The sequence below is a fragment of the Mesorhizobium sp. YIM 152430 genome, from assembly GCF_029210365.1.
GTDB lineage: Bacteria > Pseudomonadota > Alphaproteobacteria > Rhizobiales > Rhizobiaceae > Aliihoeflea.
The window spans coordinates 143,714-164,961 of record NZ_JARGES010000046.1; the positions used below are offsets into that span (position 1 = coordinate 143,714).

Annotated in this window: 20 protein-coding genes; 8 read left to right on the plus strand and 12 right to left on the minus strand. The window is 65.4% G+C overall.

The window, feature by feature from the left end:
- Nucleotides 1-3: 3 nt before the first annotated feature.
- Both PZ895_RS15845 and mutY read right to left on the minus strand, forming a co-directional pair.
- On the minus strand, nucleotides 4-615 hold the full coding sequence (locus tag PZ895_RS15845) for an HAD family phosphatase (RefSeq protein WP_275839965.1): 612 nt from the start codon (nucleotides 613-615) through the stop codon (nucleotides 4-6).
- Entirely contained in the window at nucleotides 612-1,736 is a 1,125-nt protein-coding gene (gene mutY / locus PZ895_RS15850; protein ID WP_275839966.1) for an A/G-specific adenine glycosylase, read from the minus strand. Before mutY ends, PZ895_RS15845 begins: the two co-directional genes overlap by 4 nt.
- A 50-nt stretch (nucleotides 1,737-1,786) precedes the next feature.
- Here mutY and PZ895_RS15855 point away from each other — a divergent pair, with 50 nt between their 5' ends.
- The 4 genes from PZ895_RS15855 (at nucleotide 1,787) to PZ895_RS15870 (ending at nucleotide 7,045) form a co-directional block, all read left to right on the plus strand.
- Nucleotides 1,787-2,296: a DciA family protein gene (locus PZ895_RS15855; RefSeq protein WP_275839967.1), complete on the plus strand. Its 510-nt coding sequence runs from the start codon at nucleotides 1,787-1,789 to the stop codon at nucleotides 2,294-2,296.
- 136 nt (nucleotides 2,297-2,432) lie between these two features.
- A complete protein-coding gene (locus PZ895_RS15860; RefSeq protein ID WP_275839968.1) occupies nucleotides 2,433-3,146 on the plus strand; it encodes a DsbA family protein in 714 nt (237 codons plus the stop codon).
- A 60-nt stretch (nucleotides 3,147-3,206) separates the two neighbouring features.
- A complete protein-coding gene (gene smc, locus PZ895_RS15865) occupies nucleotides 3,207-6,662 on the plus strand; it encodes a chromosome segregation protein SMC (protein ID WP_275839969.1) in 3,456 nt (1,151 codons plus the stop codon).
- The gene (locus tag PZ895_RS15870; protein WP_275839970.1) at nucleotides 6,659-7,045 is read left to right on the plus strand and encodes a hypothetical protein; all 387 of its coding nucleotides are present in this window, start codon (nucleotides 6,659-6,661) and stop codon (nucleotides 7,043-7,045) included. The genes smc and PZ895_RS15870 overlap by 4 nt, the downstream gene beginning before the upstream one ends.
- On the opposite strand, the gene PZ895_RS15875 is transcribed toward PZ895_RS15870, so the two are convergent.
- A complete protein-coding gene (locus PZ895_RS15875; protein ID WP_275839971.1) occupies nucleotides 7,046-7,384 on the minus strand; it encodes a VOC family protein in 339 nt (112 codons plus the stop codon). It abuts the gene before it with no gap.
- Nucleotides 7,385-7,566: 182 nt separating this feature from the next.
- Here PZ895_RS15875 and ppdK point away from each other — a divergent pair, with 182 nt between their 5' ends.
- Entirely contained in the window at nucleotides 7,567-10,230 is a 2,664-nt protein-coding gene (gene ppdK / locus PZ895_RS15880) for a pyruvate, phosphate dikinase (RefSeq protein ID WP_275839972.1), read from the plus strand.
- A 52-nt stretch (nucleotides 10,231-10,282) separates the two neighbouring features.
- Here the strand turns inward: ppdK and PZ895_RS15885 are convergent, their stop codons facing one another.
- Nucleotides 10,283-10,651 (minus strand): SPW repeat protein, encoded by a 369-nt coding sequence (locus PZ895_RS15885; protein WP_275839973.1) that lies wholly within the window; start codon nucleotides 10,649-10,651, stop codon nucleotides 10,283-10,285.
- Between the two features lie 290 nt (nucleotides 10,652-10,941).
- On the opposite strand from PZ895_RS15885, the gene PZ895_RS15890 reads away from it, so the two are divergent.
- Nucleotides 10,942-11,985: a GSU2403 family nucleotidyltransferase fold protein gene (locus tag PZ895_RS15890; protein ID WP_275839974.1), complete on the plus strand. Its 1,044-nt coding sequence runs from the start codon at nucleotides 10,942-10,944 to the stop codon at nucleotides 11,983-11,985.
- Between the two features lie 3 nt (nucleotides 11,986-11,988).
- On the opposite strand, the gene PZ895_RS15895 is transcribed toward PZ895_RS15890, so the two are convergent.
- The 4 genes from PZ895_RS15895 to PZ895_RS15910 form a co-directional block, all read right to left on the minus strand.
- A complete protein-coding gene (locus PZ895_RS15895; protein WP_345803534.1) occupies nucleotides 11,989-12,363 on the minus strand; it encodes a DUF427 domain-containing protein in 375 nt (124 codons plus the stop codon).
- Between the two features lie 110 nt (nucleotides 12,364-12,473).
- Nucleotides 12,474-12,821: a hypothetical protein gene (locus PZ895_RS15900; RefSeq protein WP_275839976.1), complete on the minus strand. Its 348-nt coding sequence runs from the start codon at nucleotides 12,819-12,821 to the stop codon at nucleotides 12,474-12,476.
- Nucleotides 12,822-13,048: 227 nt separating this feature from the next.
- Nucleotides 13,049-14,437: an aminotransferase gene (locus tag PZ895_RS15905; RefSeq protein ID WP_275839977.1), complete on the minus strand. Its 1,389-nt coding sequence runs from the start codon at nucleotides 14,435-14,437 to the stop codon at nucleotides 13,049-13,051.
- A gap of 98 nt (nucleotides 14,438-14,535) precedes the next feature.
- On the minus strand, nucleotides 14,536-14,901 hold the full coding sequence (locus PZ895_RS15910; RefSeq protein WP_275839978.1) for a hypothetical protein: 366 nt from the start codon (nucleotides 14,899-14,901) through the stop codon (nucleotides 14,536-14,538).
- 170 nt (nucleotides 14,902-15,071) lie between these two features.
- Here PZ895_RS15910 and PZ895_RS15915 point away from each other — a divergent pair, with 170 nt between their 5' ends.
- The gene (locus PZ895_RS15915; RefSeq protein WP_275839979.1) at nucleotides 15,072-16,712 is read left to right on the plus strand and encodes a long-chain-fatty-acid--CoA ligase; all 1,641 of its coding nucleotides are present in this window, start codon (nucleotides 15,072-15,074) and stop codon (nucleotides 16,710-16,712) included.
- Nucleotides 16,713-16,759: 47 nt separating this feature from the next.
- Nucleotides 16,760-17,545, plus strand: a complete 786-nt coding sequence (locus PZ895_RS15920; RefSeq protein ID WP_275839980.1) for a DUF1499 domain-containing protein — start codon at nucleotides 16,760-16,762, stop codon at nucleotides 17,543-17,545.
- Between the two features lie 9 nt (nucleotides 17,546-17,554).
- Here PZ895_RS15920 and PZ895_RS15925 read toward each other — a convergent pair whose 3' ends face one another.
- The 4 genes from PZ895_RS15925 to PZ895_RS15940 all read right to left on the minus strand — a co-directional run bounded on the left by PZ895_RS15925 (nucleotide 17,555) and on the right by PZ895_RS15940 (nucleotide 21,221).
- Nucleotides 17,555-18,454, minus strand: a complete 900-nt coding sequence (locus PZ895_RS15925) for an MBL fold metallo-hydrolase (protein ID WP_275839981.1) — start codon at nucleotides 18,452-18,454, stop codon at nucleotides 17,555-17,557.
- 47 nt (nucleotides 18,455-18,501) lie between these two features.
- Nucleotides 18,502-19,239: a cytochrome c biogenesis CcdA family protein gene (locus PZ895_RS15930; protein ID WP_275839982.1), complete on the minus strand. Its 738-nt coding sequence runs from the start codon at nucleotides 19,237-19,239 to the stop codon at nucleotides 18,502-18,504.
- Between the two features lie 96 nt (nucleotides 19,240-19,335).
- Complete coding sequence (locus PZ895_RS15935; protein WP_275839983.1) at nucleotides 19,336-20,664, minus strand: TRAP transporter large permease; 1,329 nt, start codon at nucleotides 20,662-20,664, stop codon at nucleotides 19,336-19,338.
- Nucleotides 20,661-21,221: a TRAP transporter small permease gene (locus tag PZ895_RS15940; protein ID WP_275839984.1), complete on the minus strand. Its 561-nt coding sequence runs from the start codon at nucleotides 21,219-21,221 to the stop codon at nucleotides 20,661-20,663. Before PZ895_RS15940 ends, PZ895_RS15935 begins: the two co-directional genes overlap by 4 nt.
- Nucleotides 21,222-21,248: the final 27 nt, after the last annotated feature.

A 21,248-nucleotide genomic window follows, 5' to 3' on the forward strand; every position in this document is an offset into this window, starting at 1 on the left:
CTCTCAGGTGGCGATGCCGTAACCTGCCAGATGCCGCTCCAGCGTTGCGGCATCCGTAAACTGCACCGCCTGCCACCCCGCAGCCTTCGCCCCTTCCACATTCTTCGCGCTGTCGTCGATGAACAGCGTGTGCGTGGGGTTCAGCCCGAACGTGCGTGCGTGGAGGTGATAGATAGCGGTGTCCGGCTTGATCAGCCCGCACGCGCCCGAAACCGTGACGCCGCGCGGTTTGCTGAGAAACGCGAACCGCTCCTTGGCTTCGGCGAAGGTGTCGGTGGCGAAATTGGTCAGCATGGTGACGTCGTGCCCGTCATCGATCAGCGCTTCGAGGATCGCGACGCTGTCGTCATAGGCGTGCGGCACCATCTTGTGCCAGTTCTGCCGGAAGGCGCGGATGTGGGGCTCGTGGTCGGGAAAATCGGCGACCAGCAGCGCCTCGGCGTCCGGCCAGCTACGACCCCGATCCTGCTCTATGTTCCAGTCGCCGGTCGTCACCGTCTCAAGGAACCAGCGGCGGTCGTCGGCATCGGGGATGAGGTCGCGATAGGCGAGGTCGGGGTCGTAGTGGATCAGCACCTTGCCGATGTCGAAGACGATGTGGCGGATTTCTCTCAACGCGATTTTTCCTTCGCTCTGGCTTTCGTCGATCCGGGTATGGCAGCCTCGATTGCCTTCTTCATGACAGTCGGCAGCGCTTGCGTGTGGATATCTTCGAGCGGCGTCCACCAGCCGCCGTTTTCGACGGGTTTTCGCTCGATTTCAGCGCGAAAGACGGTCAGTTCCAGCGCAAAATGGGTGAAGACGTGGGAGATCGAGCCGGAATTCTCCCATTTCGCCGCAAACGGCGCGGCGCCGGGGACAAGTTCGCCGTCGGTGCGCGAAGTCCAGCCCGTCGACGGCACTTCGGCCATGCCGCCGAGGAGCCCCTTCGCCTCGCGCTTGCGCAGAAAGATCGCCCCGTCATGGATCGCCACGAACGCCGCGCCCCGCCGCAGCGGCTTTTCCGCCTTGGCGGCCTTGACCGGGTAGTGCTCCGGGTCGCCCTGGCGCAGGGCGAGGCACTCGTCCCTGACCGGGCACATCAGGCATTTCGGCCGGCGCGGCGTGCAGATGGTCGCGCCGAGATCCATCGTCGCCTGTGCGAAGTCGCCGGGGCGATTCAGGGGCACAGCAAGTGCGACCAAGTCCTTGATTTCGCTCTTGGCTTTCGGCAGCGGCGTGGCGATGGCGGCAAGGCGGGTGAAGACGCGCTCGACATTGCCGTCGACCACGGCGGCCGGCCGGTCGAACGCGATGGCAGCGATGGCGGCGGCGGTGTAGGGGCCGATGCCGGGGAGCGCGAGCAGGCCGGTTTCGGTGTTCGGAAATGCACCATCATGGACATTTTCAATCACTTCCGCGCAGGTTTTCAGATTTCGCGCACGCGAGTAGTAGCCAAGTCCGGCCCATGCCTTCATGATGTCGTCGCTGTCCGCCGCCGCGAGGTCGGAGACGGTCGGCCAGCGCTCGATGAACGTGAGAAAATAAGGCTTTACCGCCTCGACCGTCGTCTGCTGAAGCATGATCTCCGACAGCCAGACGCGATAGGGATCGGTGCGCGATCCGGCCGCGAGATCGCGCGGCGGGATGCGCCAGGGCAGGTCGCGGTGATGCTTGTCGTACCAGGCGAGAAGCGCCGCCGCGACGCGTTTTCCCCGTTCGGCATCGAACCATGTTCCGTCGCCCGATGGCGCCATTCTTTCGTTCCTGATAGGGTCGTTCAACTCAAGCGCATAGAGGATTTCCGATGGCAGGCAAACCAAAAGGGCCGTGGGGCGCCCAGCCGGTTGCCGACCTGGCGACCCGCATCCTCGACCCGGTGCTCAAGAAGCGCGCCGGCATATCCGTCGCGCTGATCCAGTCCTGGGAGGAGATCGTCGGCGAGCGCATCGCTTCGGCCTCGCGGCCGGAAAAGATCGTCTGGCCGCGCCGCATGGGCGAGAACGACCCGTTCGAGCCGGCGACGCTGGTCGTTGCCTGCGAGGGCATGGCGGCGCTGGCGCTACAGCACGAGACCGGCGAGGTGATCGGCCGCGTCAACGGCTTCCTCGGCTTTTCAGCCGTCGGGCGAATCCGTATCGTGCAGAAGCCGGTCGCGGTGGATACGGTGCTCAAGCGGCCGGGGCCGGCCAAGCTCGACGGGCGTCAGGAGGCGCATCTGAAGAGCGTGACCGCGCAGATCGAGGATGACGGCCTGCGCGCCGCGCTGGAGCGGCTCGGCGCCGAGGTGATCGGCGCGAAACGTCGCAGCGCTTGAATCCGCACCCCGAAAGTCGCACCTTTGTGAACACAGTGTCGCGCTTTGGCGGTAGGAAAGGGACGATCCTTGCCGTATTCGCTCGTTAGAGGGATGGAATGCAGGCAACACTGAAACTGGACGCAAGGTGATTCGAATGGCCTCTTACTTGTCGCGCAGACATATTCTGACCTCGCTCGTCGCGCTGCCCGCAGCAAGCTTTGCGCTCGCATCTTGCAGCGACAGCGGGACAGCGAACAACGCGGCCGCCGCTTCGGGCACGACCGATCCGGTGACGACGGGCGCTACCGCCCCGAACCCGCAGGGCACGGTCGATATGGCAGCCCTGCTCGAGCCGGGCACGCTGGAAGACAAGGTTTTGGGCGAGCCCGACGCACCGGTGACGATCGTCGAATATGCGTCGATGACCTGCGGCCACTGCGGCAATTTCCACAACAACACGCTGCCGACGATCAAGGAGAAGTACATCGATACGGGCCAGGCGCGCCTCATCGTGCGCGAATTCCCGTTCGACCCGCGTGCCGAGGCCGGCGCGATGCTGGCGCGCTGCGCGGACAGCAACTATTTCGCCATGTCGGACGTGCTCTTTAAGCAGCAGAATAGCTGGGTTCCGGTCGACAATGCGCGCGAAGCGCTCCTGAGGATTGCACGCCTCGGCGGCTTTACACAGGAATCCTTCGAGGCTTGCTTGACGGATCAGGCGCTTCTCGATGAAATCCGGGCGGTAAGGGCTCGCGGCCAGAATGATTTCGGTGTCGAGGCGACGCCGACATTCTTCATCAACGGCAACAAGTATTCGGGGGCACTGTCGGTTGACGAGATGTCGGCCATCATCGATTCGATGCTCTAGCGTCCTCTTCTACGCAATCGGGCGCGGCCATGCCGTGCCCGAACTTCGGGCCATGCGCTGATGCGCTTCAACCGGCTCCGCCTTCTCGGCTTCAAATCCTTCGTCGATCCCGGTGAATTCGTCATCGAGCGCGGCCTGACGGGCGTGGTCGGGCCGAATGGCTGCGGCAAGTCGAACCTCGTCGAGGCGCTGCGCTGGGTGATGGGCGAAAGCTCCTACAAGAACATGCGCGCGTCCGGCATGGACGACGTGATCTTTTCCGGCTCGGGCACGCGGCCGGCGCGCAACACCGCCGAAGTCACGCTTTTCCTCGACAATTCCGACCGCACCGCGCCCGCCGCCTTCAACACTGCCGATGAATTGCAGGTTTCGCGCCGGATCGAGCGCGCGTCCGGCTCGGTCTACCGGATCAACGGCAAGGAAGCGCGCGCCAAGGACGTGCAGCTTCTCTTCGCCGACCAGTCGACCGGCGCGCGCTCGCCCTCGATGGTGGGACAGGGGCGCATCGGCGAACTGATCCAGGCAAAACCGCAGGCGCGCCGCGCGCTTCTGGAAGAAGCGGCCGGCATTTCCGGCCTGCATTCGCGCCGCCACGAGGCGGAACTGCGCCTGCGCGCGGCCGAACAGAATCTCGAACGGCTCGACGACGTGACCGGCGAACTGACGACGCAGATCGACAGTTTGAAGCGGCAGGCGCGGCAGGCGCTGCGCTTCAAGACGCTGTCGGCCGACATCCGCAAGGCGGAGGCGACGCTGCTTCATCTGCGCTGGGTCCACGCCAAGGCGCAGGAAGGCGAGGCGAAATCGGCGCTGGCGCGCGCGACGTCGCTGGTGGCAGAGCAGGCGCAGGCGCAGATCGAGGCGGCGAAGGAGCAGGCCGTCGGCGCGCACAAGCTGCCCCGCCTGCGCGAGGCGGAGGCGGCGGCCGCCGCCGTGCTGCAACGCCTGACGATCGCGCGCACGCAGCTCGAGGAAGAGACGAAGCGCATCGCCGCGCGGCGCGATGAACTCGCCAAGCGCCTCGCGCAGGCCGATGCCGACATTGCGCGCGAGCGGCAATTGATGAGGGAGAATGCCGGCATTCTCGAACGGCTGGCGGCAGAGGAGGCCGAACTTAAAACAGCCGGCGAGGGGCAGGGCGAGCGCGAGGCGGATGCGGCCGCGCGGCTGGTCGAACTCTCCGACCGGCTGGCCGGCTTGGAGCGCGAATTGTCGTCGGTGACGGCGAAGCGAGCCGAAAACGCGGCGATCCGCGCGCAGGTGCAGAAGACGCTGCGCGATCTCGGCGAGAGCCAGATGCGGACCGAGCGCCAGAGCCAGGCCAACGCGGCGGAACTGGCCGCGCTCGACGCGAAGGCCGCGAACCTGCCCGACCCGGCTGAACGGCGAGCCGAATTTGAGCGTGCCGAAACCGAGCGCGCGGAGGCGGAAGACGGGGTGACTGCGGCCGAGGCGGCTGTGCCTCCGGCGCGAGCAGCGGAAGCGGCCGCGCGGCCGCCGGTGCAGGAAGCGCGCAACGCGCTGGCGCGGGTGGAAACGGAAGCGCGGACATTGGCGAAAATCCTGTCCGCAGGCGGCGATGCGAAATATCTGCCGGTGCTCGACAAGATTTCGGTCGCGCGCGGCTATGAGACGGCGCTGGGGGCAGCGCTGGGCGACGATCTCGACCTGCCGCTCGATGTCGGCGCGGCTGCGCGGTGGACGGCGATCGAAGGCGATGGCGACCCGGAACTGCCGGCGGGCGTCGAGGCGCTGGCGGGATATGTGACCGCGCCGCTCGAGCTTGCCCGCCGGTTGCGGCAAATCGGGGTGGTTTCGAGAGAAGACGGCGCGCGGCTGCATGGCGGGCTCGCAGCGGGCCAGATGCTGGTCTCGCGCGAGGGTGATTTGTGGCGCTGGGACGGAATCGTGGCTGGCGCCGACGCGCCGACCGCCGCCGCGCAAAGGCTGGCGCAGCGCAATCGCCTCGCCGAACTCGAGCGCGAGCAGGAAGCGGCGCGGGAGGCGGTCGCGAGCAGCGAGGCCGCGCTGAAGCAGGCGGAAGAAATGGCGCGCCACGCGACCGATGCCGAGCGGTCTGCGCGCGAGCGTCTGCGCCTTGCGCAAAAGACCGTCGGCGAAAGGCGCGAGGCACTGGCGCAGGCCGAACGCGCGCGCGGCGAGATCGACAACCGGCGCGGCGGGCTGGACGAGACCGCGAAGCGGCTGGCCGAGGCGCTGGCGGAGATCGCGCGCGTCCGCACTGAGGCCGAGACGGCGCTGGCCGAGGCGCCCGACCCGACCGCGCTCGACGCGGAATTTTCCGACCTGTCCGCAAAGGTGTCGGCCACGCGCCAGGCCGAGGCCGAGGCGCGGGCCGCGCGCGACGGTCTGGTTCGCGAGGCCGAGCAGCGTGCGCGAAGGCTTGCCGCGATCGAAACCGAGCGGCAGGGCTGGGTGGCGCGTGCGCAAAATGCCGGTGCGCAGGTGGACGCGCTGACCGCGCGGCGCGGCGAGGCGGCGGCGGAGGCGGCGCTGCTGGCCGATGCGCCGGGCGAACTGGAGATGAGGCGTCGCGCGCTGGCCGGCGAGATCGACAAGGCGGAAGCTGTCCGAAGGCTGGCAGCCGATGCGCTGGCGAGCGCCGAGACGGGGCAGGTGATGCTCGACCGCGCGGCGACCGACGCGATCGAGGGGCTGAGCCGCGCGCGCGAGGAGCGCGGGCGGGCGGAGGAACGGCTGTCGGCCGCCGAGGAACGGCGCAGGGAAGTGGAAGCGCGGATGCGCGAGGTGGTCGGCGTCGAGCCGCATCTGGTGGCGCGGCAGGCCGAGCTTCTGGCCGACCAGGCCGAACCCGAAATCGCCGATGTGGAGCGCCGACTCGACCGGCTGAAGGGCGAGCGCGAGCGCCTGGGCGCGGTCAATCTGCGCGCCGAGGAGGAGGCGCGGGAATTGTCGGATCGCTACGACCTCATCACCAGGGAACGGGTCGACGTGGTGGAGGCGATCGCGCGGCTGCGCGAGGCGATCCAGAGCCTGAACCGCGAGGGGCGCGAGCGCCTTCTGGCCGCGTTCGGCCGCGTCGATGCCGAGTTCCGCCGGCTGTTCACGCATCTGTTCGGCGGCGGCACGGCCGAACTGCAACTGATCGAATCCGACGATCCGCTGGAAGCGGGGCTGGAAATCCTCGCCCGCCCGCCGGGCAAGCGGCCGCAGACCATGACGCTGCTTTCCGGCGGCGAGCAGGCGCTGACGGCGATGGCGCTGATCTTCGCGGTGTTCCTGACCAATCCGGCGCCGATCTGCGTGCTCGACGAGGTGGACGCGCCGCTCGACGACCAGAATGTCGAGCGGTTCTGCAATCTGATGGACGAGATGGCCGCGACGACCGAGACGCGCTTCGTCATCATCACCCACAACCCGATCACCATGGCGCGGATGAACCGGCTGTTCGGGGTGACCATGGCCGAGCAGGGCGTGAGCCAGCTCGTCTCCGTCGACCTGGAGACGGCGGAACAATTGCGCGAGGCGGTATGAGCGAGGAATGGCGGAAGAAGGCGGCCGAACTGTCGACGGCCTTGCGCGATCTCCACAAGGCGCTGATCCATGCCGAAGCCGGCGACGACCCGGCCTATTCCAACCCCTACACGCTGCTCTTCGACGTGATCGGCAATCCGCGCTTTGCCTGGCTCGAAAGCCTGTCGCAACTCATCGTCGTTCTCGACGAGGCGCGGGCCGACAAGGAAACCTTCTCGGGCGAAATCCTCGCCGACGCGGCGAAAAGCGCCCGGCGGCTGATCGGAGAGGGCGAGGGCCATGACGCGCAGTTTCGCCTGCGCCATCTGATGGCGGTGCAGAACGCGCCGGACGTCGCGATCGCGACGGGCAGATTGCGCGCCGTGCTGGTGCGTCTGAATTAGCTATTCCGCCCAGACCGCGACCTCGTTGCCGGCCGGATCGGTGAAGTGAAATCGCCGGCCGCCGGGAAAGTCGAAAATGGGCCGCTTGATCGTCGCGCCCGCGTCTTCGACCAGGCGAAGCGTCCTTTCCAGATCGGCCGAATACAGCACCGGCAGCGGCTTTGCGTCCTGCGCGGCCGATGCGTCGAAACCCCCGTCGAGCCCTTCCGAAAAGGCCGAATAGCGCGGGCCGTAATCGGTGAAGGTCCAGCCGAATGCGGCGCTGTAGAAGGATTTGACGCTGTCGATCGCGCCGGCGGCCTGCATTTCGAGATAATCGAGCTTTCCATCCTTGCGCATTCGTCAACTCCATGTGTGTTCATGTTATGTTCTAGTTCGCCCAAGGGAGAAAGGCAAGCGAAAGAAGCGAACATGAAGCGTGTCCGGCACTCAATCGATTGAGGAAGTGGAGTTGGGGAGGGGCGTCTTGCCTTTTGCTGCGCTGCACTCTATCGCTCGAAACCGCGAGCACGGAGGACGGCATGACGAAGTGGGTCTACGCATTCGGCGATGGCAAGGCGGAGGGGCGCGCCGGCGACAAGAACCTGCTCGGCGGCAAGGGCGCGAATCTTGCCGAAATGTGCAATCTGGGCCTGCCGGTTCCGCCCGGCTTCACCATCACGGCCGAGGCTTGCGTCCATTATTACGGCAATGGCCGCGCCTATCCGGGCGAACTCGAAGCCCAGGTGGATGCGGCGCTCACCGAAGTGGGCAGGATCGCCGGCAGGCGGTTCGGGGACCCCGAAAATCTCCTTCTGGTCTCGGTGCGCTCGGGCGCGCGCGCGTCGATGCCCGGCATGATGGACACGGTCTTGAATCTCGGCCTCAACGACGAGACGGTCGAGGCGCTGGCGCGCGACGCCGGCGACGAGCGTTTCGCCTTCGACAGCTACCGCCGCTTCATCACCATGTATTGCGACGTGGTGCTCGGGCTCGATCATGAAGTCTTCGAGGAAATCCTGGAAGACGAGAAGGCGCAGCGGGGGGTCGAACTCGACACGGAACTGTCCGCCGCCGACTGGCGGCAGATCGTCGATCTCTACAAGACGAAGGTCGTCGAGGAACTTGAAAGGCCGTTTCCGCAGGACCCGCGCGAGCAGCTCTGGGGCGCGATCGGGGCGGTGTTCTCAAGCTGGATGAACCACCGCGCGATCACCTATCGGCGCCTCCACGACATTCCCGAAAGCTGGGGCACGGCCGTCAACGTGCAGGCCATGGTGTTCGGCAATATGGGGGATACGTCTGCGACCGGCGTCGCCTTCACACGCAACCCGTCGACCGGCGAGAAGGCGCTCTACGGCGAGTTCCTGGTCAACGCGCAGGGTGAGGACGTGGTGGCGGGCATCCGCACGCCGCAGAACCTGACCGAAGCCGCGCGCATCGCCGCAGGTTCCGACAAGCCGTCGCTGGAGAAGGTGATGCCGGAGGCATTCGCGGCCTTCGTCGACATCGCGAACCGGCTGGAGCGGCACTACCGCGACATGCAGGACCTCGAATTCACCATCGAGCGCGGCAAGTTGTGGATGTTGCAAACGCGCTCGGGCAAGCGCACGGCCAAGGCGGCGCTCAAGATTGCCGTCGACATGGCGGGCGAAGGGCTGATCGGCAGGGACGAGGCGGTCGCGCGCATCGATCCAGCGTCGCTGGAACAGCTTCTCCACCCGACCATCGACCCCAAGGCCGAGCGCAACATCATCGGAACCGGACTTCCCGCCTCGCCGGGCGCGGCGACGGGCGAGATCGTCTTCACCTCGGACGATGCGGAGGAACTGAAGGGCCATGGCCGCAAGGTCATTCTCGTGCGCGTCGAGACGAGCCCGGAAGACATTCACGGAATGCACGCGGCGGAGGGAATCCTGACCACACGCGGCGGCATGACGAGCCATGCGGCCGTCGTCGCGCGCGGCATGGGCAAGCCCTGCGTCTCGGGCGCCGGCGGGCTTCGGGTCGACACGCGCGCGGGCACGCTGATGGCGATGGGCGTGACGCTGAAGAAGGGCGACGTGATCACCATTGACGGCGCCAGCGGGCAGGTACTCAAGGGCGCGGTGCCGATGTTGCAGCCGGAACTTTCGGGCGATTTCGCCGCGATCATGGAATGGGCCGACGGTGCGCGGCGCATGAAGGTGCGCGCCAATGCCGAAACGCCCGCGGACGCGCGCACGGCGCGCTCGTTCGGCGCCGAAGGCATCGGGCTGTGCCGCACCGAGCACATGTTCTTCGACGAGGACCGCATCATCTCCATGCGCGAGATGATCCTCGCCGACACCGAGGACGGACGCCGCGCCGCGCTCGCCAAGCTGTTGCCGATGCAGCGCTCCGACTTCGTCGAACTGTTCGAGATCATGGCCGGACTGCCGGTCACGATCCGCCTGCTCGACCCGCCATTGCACGAATTCCTGCCGAAGACGGAAGAGGAAATCGGCGAGGTGGCAAAGGTGCTGGGCATCGACCCGGTGAAACTGACCGAACGGACCGAGGCGCTGCACGAGTTCAACCCGATGCTCGGCCATCGCGGCTGCCGCCTCGCGGTTTCCTATCCGGAGATCGCGGAGATGCAGGCGCGCGCGATCTTCGAGGCGGCGATCGAGGCGGGCAAGAAGACCGGCAATCCGGTCGTGCCCGAGATCATGGTGCCGCTCGTCGGGATCATGAAGGAACTCGACTTCGTTAAGGCGCGGATCGACGAGACCGCCAGGACCGTGATGAAGGAAAAGGGCGAGGAGATCGACTATCTCGTCGGCACGATGATCGAACTGCCGCGCGCGGCGATCCGCGCCCATGTCATCGCGGAGGCGGCGGAATTCTTCTCCTTCGGAACCAACGATCTGACGCAGACGACGTTCGGCATCTCGCGCGACGACGCCTCGTCCTTTCTCGAGACCTACCGCCAGAAGGGCATCATCGACCAGGACCCGTTCGTCTCGCTCGACCAGGAGGGCGTCGGCGAACTGGTGCGCCTGGCGGCTGACAAGGGACGCGCGACGCGGCCCGACATCAAGCTCGGCATCTGCGGCGAACATGGCGGCGACCCGTCCTCGATCCACTTCTGCGAGGAGATCGGGCTCGACTATGTGTCGTGCTCGCCCTTCCGCGTGCCGATCGCAAGGCTCGCTGCGGCGCAGGCCGCGGTGAAGAAAGGCTGATCGGGAACAGGCGCGCCGGGACTGATTTCGGCGCGCCTGCCGGATTTCGACGTCACGCCTTCTTGCCGTGCGGCTGCCAGAGCTCGAGCAGCGCCAGCAATGCGACGAGTGCGCCGAGGCCCATGTGCCAGGCGCGCAGTTCGCCTGCATAGTTGAACACATAGGGCGACGCGATCATCCAAACGCCGCAGGCCAATGCCACCGCCTCTTCGGACATCCGGTGAGTGGCGAGTTCCATCAGGCCGATGGCCATGACGAGACCACCCGCAACGATGGTCGTCACGAACATGGTCGTCATGCCCTCGAACCCGGCGATGAATGGCGAAGCCACGATCAGAGCGCCGAGCGCTATGGCCGCGAAGTCCTCCCATCTCCGGTGTTCGGAGAGACCGAGAGATCCCATTCTGTTGAGCGTTGCCATGACAAATCCTCCTTCCCGCTACGTTCGTGCGCAGCCGGACTGCCGGAGGATACTGGCGTCACGAAACTCCTCATGGGTCAGTTCGCACGCACGGCTAGGATTATCTTCCATCCGGCCAATGTTTTCAATGGGATCGATGTCGCAGGCAAGTGTCGCAGGCGCGGTGCAGGTGAATGAAGCCATGGAGCCGGCTATCCGGAATTATACCCAATTCGCGAATTGGGTATGTTGACACTGGCTGGCATTCTTGATCATGGTTATACCCAAATCGCATTTTGGGTATAGGTTCCATGTCTGCAAGACTCGATATTGCCTACGCCACATTGGTTGCCGAACTTCTAGACCGTTGCCTCGACGCCCAGTTCGATGCGGATTTCGACGAAGCAGGTTCCTTCATCAAGGTGAAGTCGAAGGACCGGCAGTACTGGTATTACAAGCCGTCGCTGCGCGGGGGCGCCGCTGACAAACGCGTCTACGTCGGACCGGCCGACGACGCAGCGATCAACCGACGCGTCGAGAAGTTCAAGACCTACAAGAACGATTTCCAGGCGCGCCGCCGGATCGTGTCGACGCTGGTGCGTGAAGCACGCCTGTTCGCGCCGGAGCAGCGCGTCGGCGATGTCGTGGAGGCGGTTTGGAAGGCGGGGCTTTTCAGGCTTCGTGCATGTCTCGTCGGGACCATCGCCTTCCAGACCTACGGAACTGTCCTCGGCTACCGCATGTCAGGCGCATCGCTCCAGACCGGCGACATCGATCTGGCGCTCTTCCATTCAATTTCGGTCGCGGTGGAGGACACGATCCCCCCGGTGCTGGACGTGCTGAAAGGTGTGGACGAGAGCTTTCGGCCGATACCGCAATTGGGAGACGAGGCGGGACCTTCGCGCTTCAAGGCGGATCAAGGACTTCGCGTCGAGTTCTTGACGCCGAACCGGGGCTCGGACGATCATGCCGACAAGCCTGCTGCAATGCCGTCGCTTGGCGGCGCGTCTGCGACGCCGCTTCGCTTCCTCGATTTCCTTCTTCGTGATCCTGTTCGTACCGTTCTGCTGCACAAGGGGGGGGTGCCAGTTCTTGTGCCCGATCCCAGCCGCTATGCGGTTCACAAGCTGATCGTGGCGGCGCGTCGAAAGATCGGGACCGGCAAGGATTTGAAGGACCTCGAGCAGGCGGCGAAACTTGCTACGGCGCTACAGGCAACGGGTCGAACCGCCGATCTGAAAGATGCGTATCGGGAGGCACGGGACGGAGGCGCAGCTTGGCGGGAGGCGCTCGACGCCTCCTTGTTCCGCTTGGACCGATTGGGACTCAAGTCGATGTCCGACGCCTTGGCGTGACGATTACCCCGCGTCGATCGTCACCTTGTGCGAATAGAACGCGCCGTGGTCCCTGATGGCGGCGACTTCGTCATAGGGATGCGGATAGGCCCACATGACGTCGGCCTCGCCTTCGCCCTGGCCGGTCACGCTCCAATAGGACGCCTCGCCCTTGAAAGGGCAACGGGTCCTGGTGTCGGAGGCCAGAAGGTGCTCGAAATAGATGTCGGCGAAGGGGATGTAGAGGACCGGTGGATAGGTCGCTTCCGCAAGTTGCAGCGCGTTGCGCGTCGAAGCGATTACGACCTCGCCGAATTTGACGGTGACGGCGCCGGAATGGGGCGTGATGGTGATCGTGTGGCCCGGATCGCGCTTCAGGCCGGGTGACGGATTGGACATGGCTCGCTCCATGGTATGCCGAGCCGGAACGGCTCTGCTCTGTTCCATGGAAAATAGGAAGGGGCCGTCCGTTGACGACCCCCTCCTTCTTCGTGACGCTCGAAGCGAACTTAAAGGTCGGCAAGCGCCGTTGAGCAGGCGGTTGCAAGGGCGCGGTTCGGACGTTCCTCCCCGATCGGCGTTGCCCAGCCGGCCTTCTCGACGACGCCGCGGCGGTTGAAATTGCTTGCGGCCTTGAGTTCGGCCAGAATCACGCTTGCCTCGGGATCGGTGCTCGCCCGTGCCACGCAATGCGGGACGAGCGCCGCGACCATGCCTTCACTGGCCGCGGTCGATGCCATCGACGCCGCCGTGCTCTGCGTGACCCAGCCGCCCCATGTGAAGCCGACGACCGCAAGAGCAATTGCACCAGCAGCAGCCCCGCCGAGAGCCGGCTTGATCCATTCTGGAGTGTTCATGTCTTTCCCCGATCCGGTTTTTTCCGATTTTACGGCGCAAACCTATCACGGCGAATTTCATTTAGAAACATTTTGCGACGATCATTTGTCCGGCAGCCCTCATCGCCGGACGCAAGGTGCCATCTCCGTCCGGCCAAAACCGGCCGGATTGATCGCGGCAAGGCGCATGGCGGCTGCGCGAGGAAGCCGGGGCGGTCCCTCACGCAGGCTTTGCAATTCCTGGAAGCCTAGCGCAGACCTTCCCTGGAGACCCAGGCTTCGGCGTCGGCGAGCGCGAGTTCGAAGCGGTCGAAGAGTTCGTTGAGCTCGGCTTCGGTGATGACCATCGGCGGGCAAAAGGCGATGGTGTCGCCGATGGCGCGCAGGATGACGCGGCGGTTTTCGCAGAATTTGGCGATCTGGGCGCCGACGCCCTTCTTCGGGTCGAAGGAGCGCTTGGTCGCCTTGTCGGCCACCATCTCGACGCCGCCGACGAGGCCGGCCGAGCGCACTTCGCCGACAAGCGGGTGGTCGGCGATCTTCTTCAGACGGGCCTCGAAGGTCGGCGTCATGTTGCGGACATGGCCGAGAATGTCGCGGCGCTGATAGATCTCGATCGCCTTGACGCCGAGCGCGCAGCCGAGCGGATGGCCGCCATAGGTGAAGCCGTGGCCGAACGTGCCGATCTTCTCCGAATGGCTGACATAGGCGTCGTAGACGTCCTGCGGAACGAGGACCGCGCCGAGCGGGGCATAGGCGGCGGTGAGCTGCTTGGCGGCCGATATGGTCTTCGGCGTCATGCCCATCGTCTGCGCGCCCCACCAGTTTCCGGTGCGCCCGAAGCCGTTGATGACCTCGTCCGAGATCATCATGATGTCGTGCTCGTCGAGCACTTTCTGAATCTCGGCGAAATAGGTGGCGGGCGGGACGATGACGCCGCCGGCGCCCATGATCGGCTCGGCGATCATCGCGGCGATCGTGCCCGGTCCTTCGCGCTCGATGAGATCGCGGAGCGACTTCACCAGGCGGGCGACGAACTCAACCTCCGTCTCGCCGGCTTCGCCGAAGCGGTAGAAATGCGGGCAGTCGGTGTGGACCACGCGGTCGACCGGCAGGTCCCAGCCGATATGGTTATAGGGCAGGCCGGTCAGCGAGGCGGCCATGATGGTGACGCCGTGATACGCCTTCTGGCGCGAGATGATCTTCTTCTTGTTCGGCCGGCCCATGGCGTTGTTCATGTACCAGGCGAGCTTGACCTGGGTGTCGTTGGCCTCCGAGCCCGACGAGGTGAAGAACACCTTGGAGATCGGCACCGGCGCGATTTCCTTGAGCTTCTCGGCAAGCTCGATGGCGGGCTCCATGCCCTTGGCGCCGAACAGGTGATAGTAGGGCAGGGTGCGAAGCTGCCGGGTCGCCGCCTCCACCATCTCCTCGTCGCCGAAGCCGAGCCCGGCGCACCACAGGCCCGACATGCCCTCGATATAATCCCGCCCTTGCGTGTCGTAGACGAAGACGCCCTCGCCGCGCTCAATGACGAGCGGACCGTTGGTCTTCAGCTTGTGCAGCGGCGTATAGGGATGCAGCACCGCCTCGATGTCGCGGGTCTGCAAATTCGTGAGGGGAGGCTGGTCGAGCATGGCTGTCTCCTGGGGGTTGTCTGGAGACTAGCCGTTTATCGTTGCGCGAAGAACCCCGCTCGAATGCTGGTTCGATTGGTCCAGTCGGGCTGGGCCAGTCAGGCCGCGCTGGGCAGCGTTGCGGCCAATCCGGCATAGGCGGGGATGAGGGCGGCGATCGGCAGATCGGACTCCGCGGCCGGCTCGATGGCGACGTCCCCGCCCTCGCTCTGGCGCACGATGAGGAAGTCGGCGGTCTCGCTGTCGGCGGTGGCGATGGCGGCGACGTCCAGTGCCGGTTCGAGGTCGATGCGCATGTGGAAGAGGAAATGGGCCGGCAGGTCGTCGACGGCGGAACGCACGCGTGCCTCGAAGCTTTGACCGTCACCCGCGCACACGGCGTCGAGAATGGCGGTGGAAAGGTCGTTCGGGGCTTCGATGGGAGCGGGGGCGGACTTGGTCCGGGCGTTTTTCGCCTTTTTCATCGCGTTCTTCCGTTTGTCGATGCCGCCCCGTCGCCGCGAAAGGTCGCGTTCAATCGCGGCTCGAATAAGGCGCGGACAAGCCATTGAACTTTCTGACAACAACGCGGGTTTTGCTGGACACCGGCCACGATCCGAACAAAATAGCGCTCCGTTCGAACAGGGAGGATTGTATGCTCGGACTGATGCAGGACTGGCCGCTTCTGTGCCACAAGATTCTCGATCACGCGGCGATCCAGCACCCGAACCGGGAGATCGTCTCGCGCTCCGTCGAGGGGCCGATCGTGCGCACCAACTACCGCGACGTGCGCCAGCGCGCGCTGAAGGTCGCCAAGCGCCTCGAACAGGAGGGATTTCAGGTCGGCGACCGGATCGCGACGCTTGCCTGGAACACGGCGCGGCACCTCGAAGCCTGGTACGGCATCATGGGCATGGGCGGCGTCTATCACACGCTCAACCCGCGGCTTTTCCCGCAGCAGATCGCCTGGATCATGAACCACGCCGAGGACAAGGCTTTGTTCGTCGACCTGACCTTTCTGCCGCTGGTCGAGAAGATCGCGGCCGAGGTGAAGTCGCTGACCAAGGTGATCGTGCTGACGGACGGCGCGAACATGCCGCAGACGTCGCTGCCCGACGTCGTCGCCTATGAGAACTGGATCGGCGAGGCCGATGCCGACTATCGCTGGAAGGCGCTCGACGAGAAGGCCGCATCCGGCATGTGCTACACGTCCGGCACGACGGGCGACCCGAAGGGCGTCGTCTATTCGCACCGCTCGAACGTGATCCATGCCATGCTCGCCTGTATGCCCGATGCGATGGGCATTTCCGCGCGCGACACGATCCTGCCGGTCGTGCCGATGTTCCACGCCAATGCGTGGGGCCTCGCGCAGTCGAGCCCGATGGTCGGCGCCAAGCTGGTGATGCCGGGCGGGCGCATGGACGGCGAGGCGATCTACGAATTGCTGACCACCGAGAAGGTGACCTTCACCGCCGCCGTGCCGACCGTCTGGCTGCTGCTGCTCCAGCACATGGAGAAGAACGATCTGAAGCTGCCGCATCTGAAGAAGGTGGTGATCGGCGGCTCGGCCTGCCCGCGCTCGATGACGGAGAAGTTCGAGAAGAACTACGACGTCGAGGTGATCCACGCCTGGGGCATGACGGAGATGTCGCCGCTGGGTTCGCTGGCGACGATCAAGCCGGAATATGCCGCGACGACCGGCGATGCGCTCTTCGACATCAAGCAGACGCAGGGCTACGCGCCTTTTGGCGTCGAGATGAAGGTGACCGACGACGAGAACAACGAGTTGCCCTGGGACGGCAAGAAGTTCGGCCGTCTGAAGGTGCGCGGACCCGCCGTTGCCGCAGCCTATTATGGCGGGGCGGGCAAGGAACAGTTCGACGCCGACAACTGGTTCGATACGGGCGACGTCGCCCATATCAACGAGAACGGCTACATGCAGATCACCGACCGCGCCAAGGACGTGATCAAGTCAGGCGGCGAGTGGATCTCGACCATCGACCTCGAAAACATCGCGGTCGGCCATCCTGACGTCGCCGAGGCGGCGGTGATCGGCATCGCGCACCCCAAATGGGACGAGCGGCCGCTGCTGGTGGTCGTCAGGAAGGAAGGCAAGAACCCCTCGAAGGAGGAACTTCTGGCCTTCATGGAAGGCAAGATCGCCAAATGGTGGATGCCGGACGACGTCGCTTTCGTCGACGAAATCCCACACACGGCGACCGGCAAGATCCAGAAGACGACGCTGCGCGACCAGTTCAAGGGATATGAACTGCCCACAGCTTCCAGCGCCGCCTGAGCGTGCTAGAACCCGCGCCATGATGTTGACGACGCAGAACTGACGACATGGCGCGGGACGACTACCGACAATACACGCCGCAGGCCAGACCGGCGCAGGGCATCGCGTTCTTCGCGCTCGTGCTGTTCGTGCTGGCGAGCCTCGCCCACCGCTTCGGCTCGATCCCGACGCCGGAATTCCTGTGGGTGCTCGGCATCGTCGCAGGGCTCGCCCTTGTCGCGCTGATCCTTGCGGTTTTCGCGTTGCGGCGCATCTGGATCGAGGACGATGCGGGGACGGGACCGGCCGTCGCAGGGCTTCTGCTCGCCCTGATCGTGCTGGCGCCGTTCGGGGTGGGATTGCAGGGTTTCCTCACGCATCCGCGGCTCACCGACATTGCCACGGATCGGACCTTGCCGCCCGATTTCGTCGCGGCAGCCGAAAACCGCGATGCGCGCATGAATCCGATCCGCACGATCGCACCGGACGAAGCGGAGGCGATGCGCGCGGCCTATCCCGAATTGGTCGCACGCAGCTTCGCGCTGCCGCTGGCCGACATGACGCAGGCCGTGCTGCGCGTGGCCGATGCGCGCGGTTTCGATCTTTTGGGGCGCATGTCCGCGCCCGGCGGCGAAACGCTCGAATTCATCGGCTATTCCTTCCTCCTCGGCTTCCCCTCGGACATCGCGATCCGGCTTCGCGCAGAGGGGGAGACCACCCGCGTCGACATGCGCTCGGCCTCCCGCTATGGCGGCCACGACCAGGGCGAAAATGCCAGGCGCATCGTCAATTTCCTCGACGCGCTGGACTACGAGGTCGACGTGGTGACGGGGGTGATCGTCGAGGAGGAATAGGGCGCCGGTTCAGGCCGGCCGGTACACCGCATCGATGGACGGTTCCGGCTCGACCGTGACGAGGTTTCGGGCGACGAGGTCTTCGAGATGGGCGAGGACCGAGAGGCCGGCAGCGTCATGGAGGCGGGGGTCGGTGTCGCGGTAGATCGCGGCGACGATTTCGGGGATGGTCCGGTCGCCGGCCTTGAGGCGCTCGAGGATCGCGCGCTCGCGCATCTTGCGGTGGGTGCGTAACCCGCGCACGAAGGCACGCGGATTGGTGACCGGGCCGCCATGGCCGGTGTGGTAGATCGCGTCGTCGCGCTCTGAGAGACGGTCGAGCGAGGCCATGAAATCCGACATCGCGCCATCGGGCGGGGCGACGATCGAGGTGGCCCAGGCCATGACGTGATCGGCCGAAAGCAGGATGCCGGTATCCTCGATGGCGAAGGCGACGTGGTTGGCGCAGTGGCCGGGCGTGTGGATGGCGCGGACGGCCCAGCCGTCGCCTTCGACCAGTTCGTCGTCGGCAAGCGCGTGGTCGGGCGAAAAATCGGTGTCGGCGCTGGCGTCGAGCGGATTGATCTCGCCGATGCGCAACGGGCGCGCGGAGCGGTGCGGGCCTTCGGCCATGATCAGCGCACCGGTATCGGCCTTGAGCCGGGCGGCGAGCGGCGAGTGGTCGCGATGCGTGTGGCTGACGAAGATGTGGCTGACCGGCCGGCCGGCGATCGCCTTCAGGAGCGCGGCATAGTGCGCATCGTCTTCCGGGCCGGGATCGACGACCGCGAGCATGTCGGTGCCGAGGATATAGCTGTTGGTGCCGTGGAAGGTGAACGGGCCGGGATTGTTCACGGTCAGGCGAAGAAGCTTGTCCGCCACCAAAACCGCCTCGCCGTAATGCGGCTCGAACGTCGTATCGAATTCCATTCCCGCGCTCCTTCGCAGTTGCGAAGGGTGTCTAGCATGGCTGTTCCTTAGCCGAGAAGGCCAAGGGCCGGGAAAGTTTCCAAGAGCCAGAAGGAGGCGGTCTGGATGCCGCCGGTCAGGAACAGGATGCCGGCGACGACCAGCATCCCGCCCATGACTTTTTCGACGCGGCCGAGATGGACGCGGAAACGGCTGAGGAAACGCATGAAGGCGCCGGAGAAGAGCGCGGCGATCAGGAACGGAATACCGAGGCCGAGCGAATAGGCGGCGAGCAGCATCGCGCCTTCGCCGACCGTTTCGCGCCCGCCGGCAAGCGTCAGGATCGGCCCGAGGACCGGCCCGATGCAAGGGGTCCAGCCGAAGGCGAATGCAAGGCCCATGATATAGGCCGCAAAGGCGTTTGCGGGCGAGACGTTGGCCTGGAACCGCGCCTCGCGGGACAGGAAGGGCAGGCGGATGATGCCGAGGAAATTCAGCCCCATGAAGATGATGAGGACGCCCGCGACGATGGCGAGTTCCTGCTGCCAGGCGCGCAGGAGGCCGCCGATGGAGGACGCGCCGGCGCCGAGCGCGACGAAGACGGTGGTGAAGCCCAGCACGAAGGCGAGGGCCGAACCGATCAGCGCCGAGCGCGCGCGGGCGGGCTTTGCGCCCTCGCGGAACTCGTCGACCGAGACGCCGGCCATGTAGCACAGATAGGGCGGGACGAGCGGCAGGACGCAGGGCGACAGGAACGAGATCGCCCCCGCTGCAACCGCACTCACATATCCGACGTCCAGCGCCATTCGTCTTCACCGCTCCGTTCACGCCGGGTGATAGCGCGAAGCGACGCTCTCCTGCCAATCATAAACGCGTGGCCAAACGTCGCGACCGTTTTTCGTTCAGACCAGGGCGAGCGTGAGTGCTGGAAAGAGTGCGATCAGCAACAGGCAGACGAGCATGACGCCAACGAAGGGCATGGTGCCGAGGAAGATCTGTTCCACGCCGGTTCGCTTGTCGGCCAGCGTCGAATGGACCGTGAAGACCGATATGCCGAAGGGCGGCGTCAAAAGCCCGATCTCGACGGTCAGCACGGTGACGATGCCGAAATGGATCAGGTTGAACCCCAGCGCCTCGGCGATGGGCGCGGCGATCGGCACCATGATCAGGAGGATCGACGAGGAATCGAGGATCATGCCCATCAACAGGATGATGATGCAGTAGAGAAGCAGGAAGCCATAGGGGCCGAGGCCGCTGCCCTGCACCAGATCGCCGATGGCGACGGGAATGCCGGCGACGGACAGCATCCGGCTGTAGAAGCCGGCGGCGATCAGCAGGATCAGGATGCCGACCGAGACGGACCCGGTCTGCTTCAGAACGTCCCAGATTCGATGCCGGTCAAGCGATCGGCGCGCGAGCGCGATCAAAAGCGCGCCGAAGGCACCGATGCCGCCGGCCTCCGTCGGGGTGAAGAACCCGCTGTAGAGCCCGCCCAGCACCAGAACGACCAGCGCCACGATCGGCACCAGCTTGACCAGGATGTCACGCCCCGACAGCGTCGGGCCGGACCGTTCGACATGGCGCTGCCTTGCCTTCTCGACGTCGGAGAAGACGAAGGAGGGCTTGAAGAAGGCAAGCCCCATGATGACGGTGACCATGCCGAAGGCGAGGAGCGCTCCCGGCACGATGCCGGCGACGAACATTCGGCCGATCGACTGCTCGGCGAGGACGCCGTAGATGATGAGAAGCAGACTTGGCGGGATCATCATGCCGAGGACGGAACTGCCGGCGACCGTGCCGGCCGCGAACGACGTCCTGTAGCCGTGGCGGACCATTTCCGGCACGGCGACCTTGGTGAAGACGGCCGCGGACGCGATCGATACGCCGGTGACGGCGGCGAAGACCGTGTTGGCGGCGACGGTGGCGATGCCCAGCCCGCCGAGGAAGCGACGCAAGAGCGCCTCGGCGACCTCGAACGTATCGCGCCCGACATTGGAGATGGAGACCAGCAGTCCCATAAGCACGAAAAGCGGGATGGTGGCGAAGAGATAATCGGCGATGCCGTTATAGGCGGTGACCGACAGGAGCCGCATGGCGAGCTCGAAATTGTCGCGAATGATCCAGATGCCGACGAAGCCGGCTGCAAACAGCGCGATGGCGATCTGCAAGCCCAGAAGGACGAGCAGGATCAGGACCCCGATCAGGATCAGGCCGATGGCAAGCGCACTCATGAATCGGCTTTCGCTGCGTCGTCATCCTGCGTGGCGGCCCGCACCATGAGGATCAGATAGGAGATGATGGCCGCGACCGATCCGATGACGATGATCGCGCGGAAGGGCAGCGTCGGGATGGTGAAGATGCCCTGGACGCCGAAATATTCGCCCGTGCGCCACGCCTTGGTCATTTCGGGAAAGGACGCATAGGTGATGGCGGCGAAGACGGCGGCGCCGACGATAAGGAAGATGACGTCGATGGCGCGCATCAGGCCCGGCGCGACCTTGCGGATGTAGTTGACGAAAAAATCCGCGCGCGTCATCCGCCCGGCGAGAACGGCGGCGGAGATTTGCAGGAAGACGATGGCGACGACCGAGCGCGCCGCCATCTCGGCGACGCCGGTGATCGGGCTCGACAGAAAATTGCGGCCGACGACGTCGGCGACGATCAGGAACATCAGGAGAAAGATCCAGATCGTGCCGATGGCCGCGAGCGCATTGGCGGCGATGCCGAACAGGCCAGCGTCGACCGGCCGGCCGGTGCCTTCCTCGATGTCGGGGATCGGTGCGCTCATGAAGGACTTTCAGGCGTCGCAAAGAGG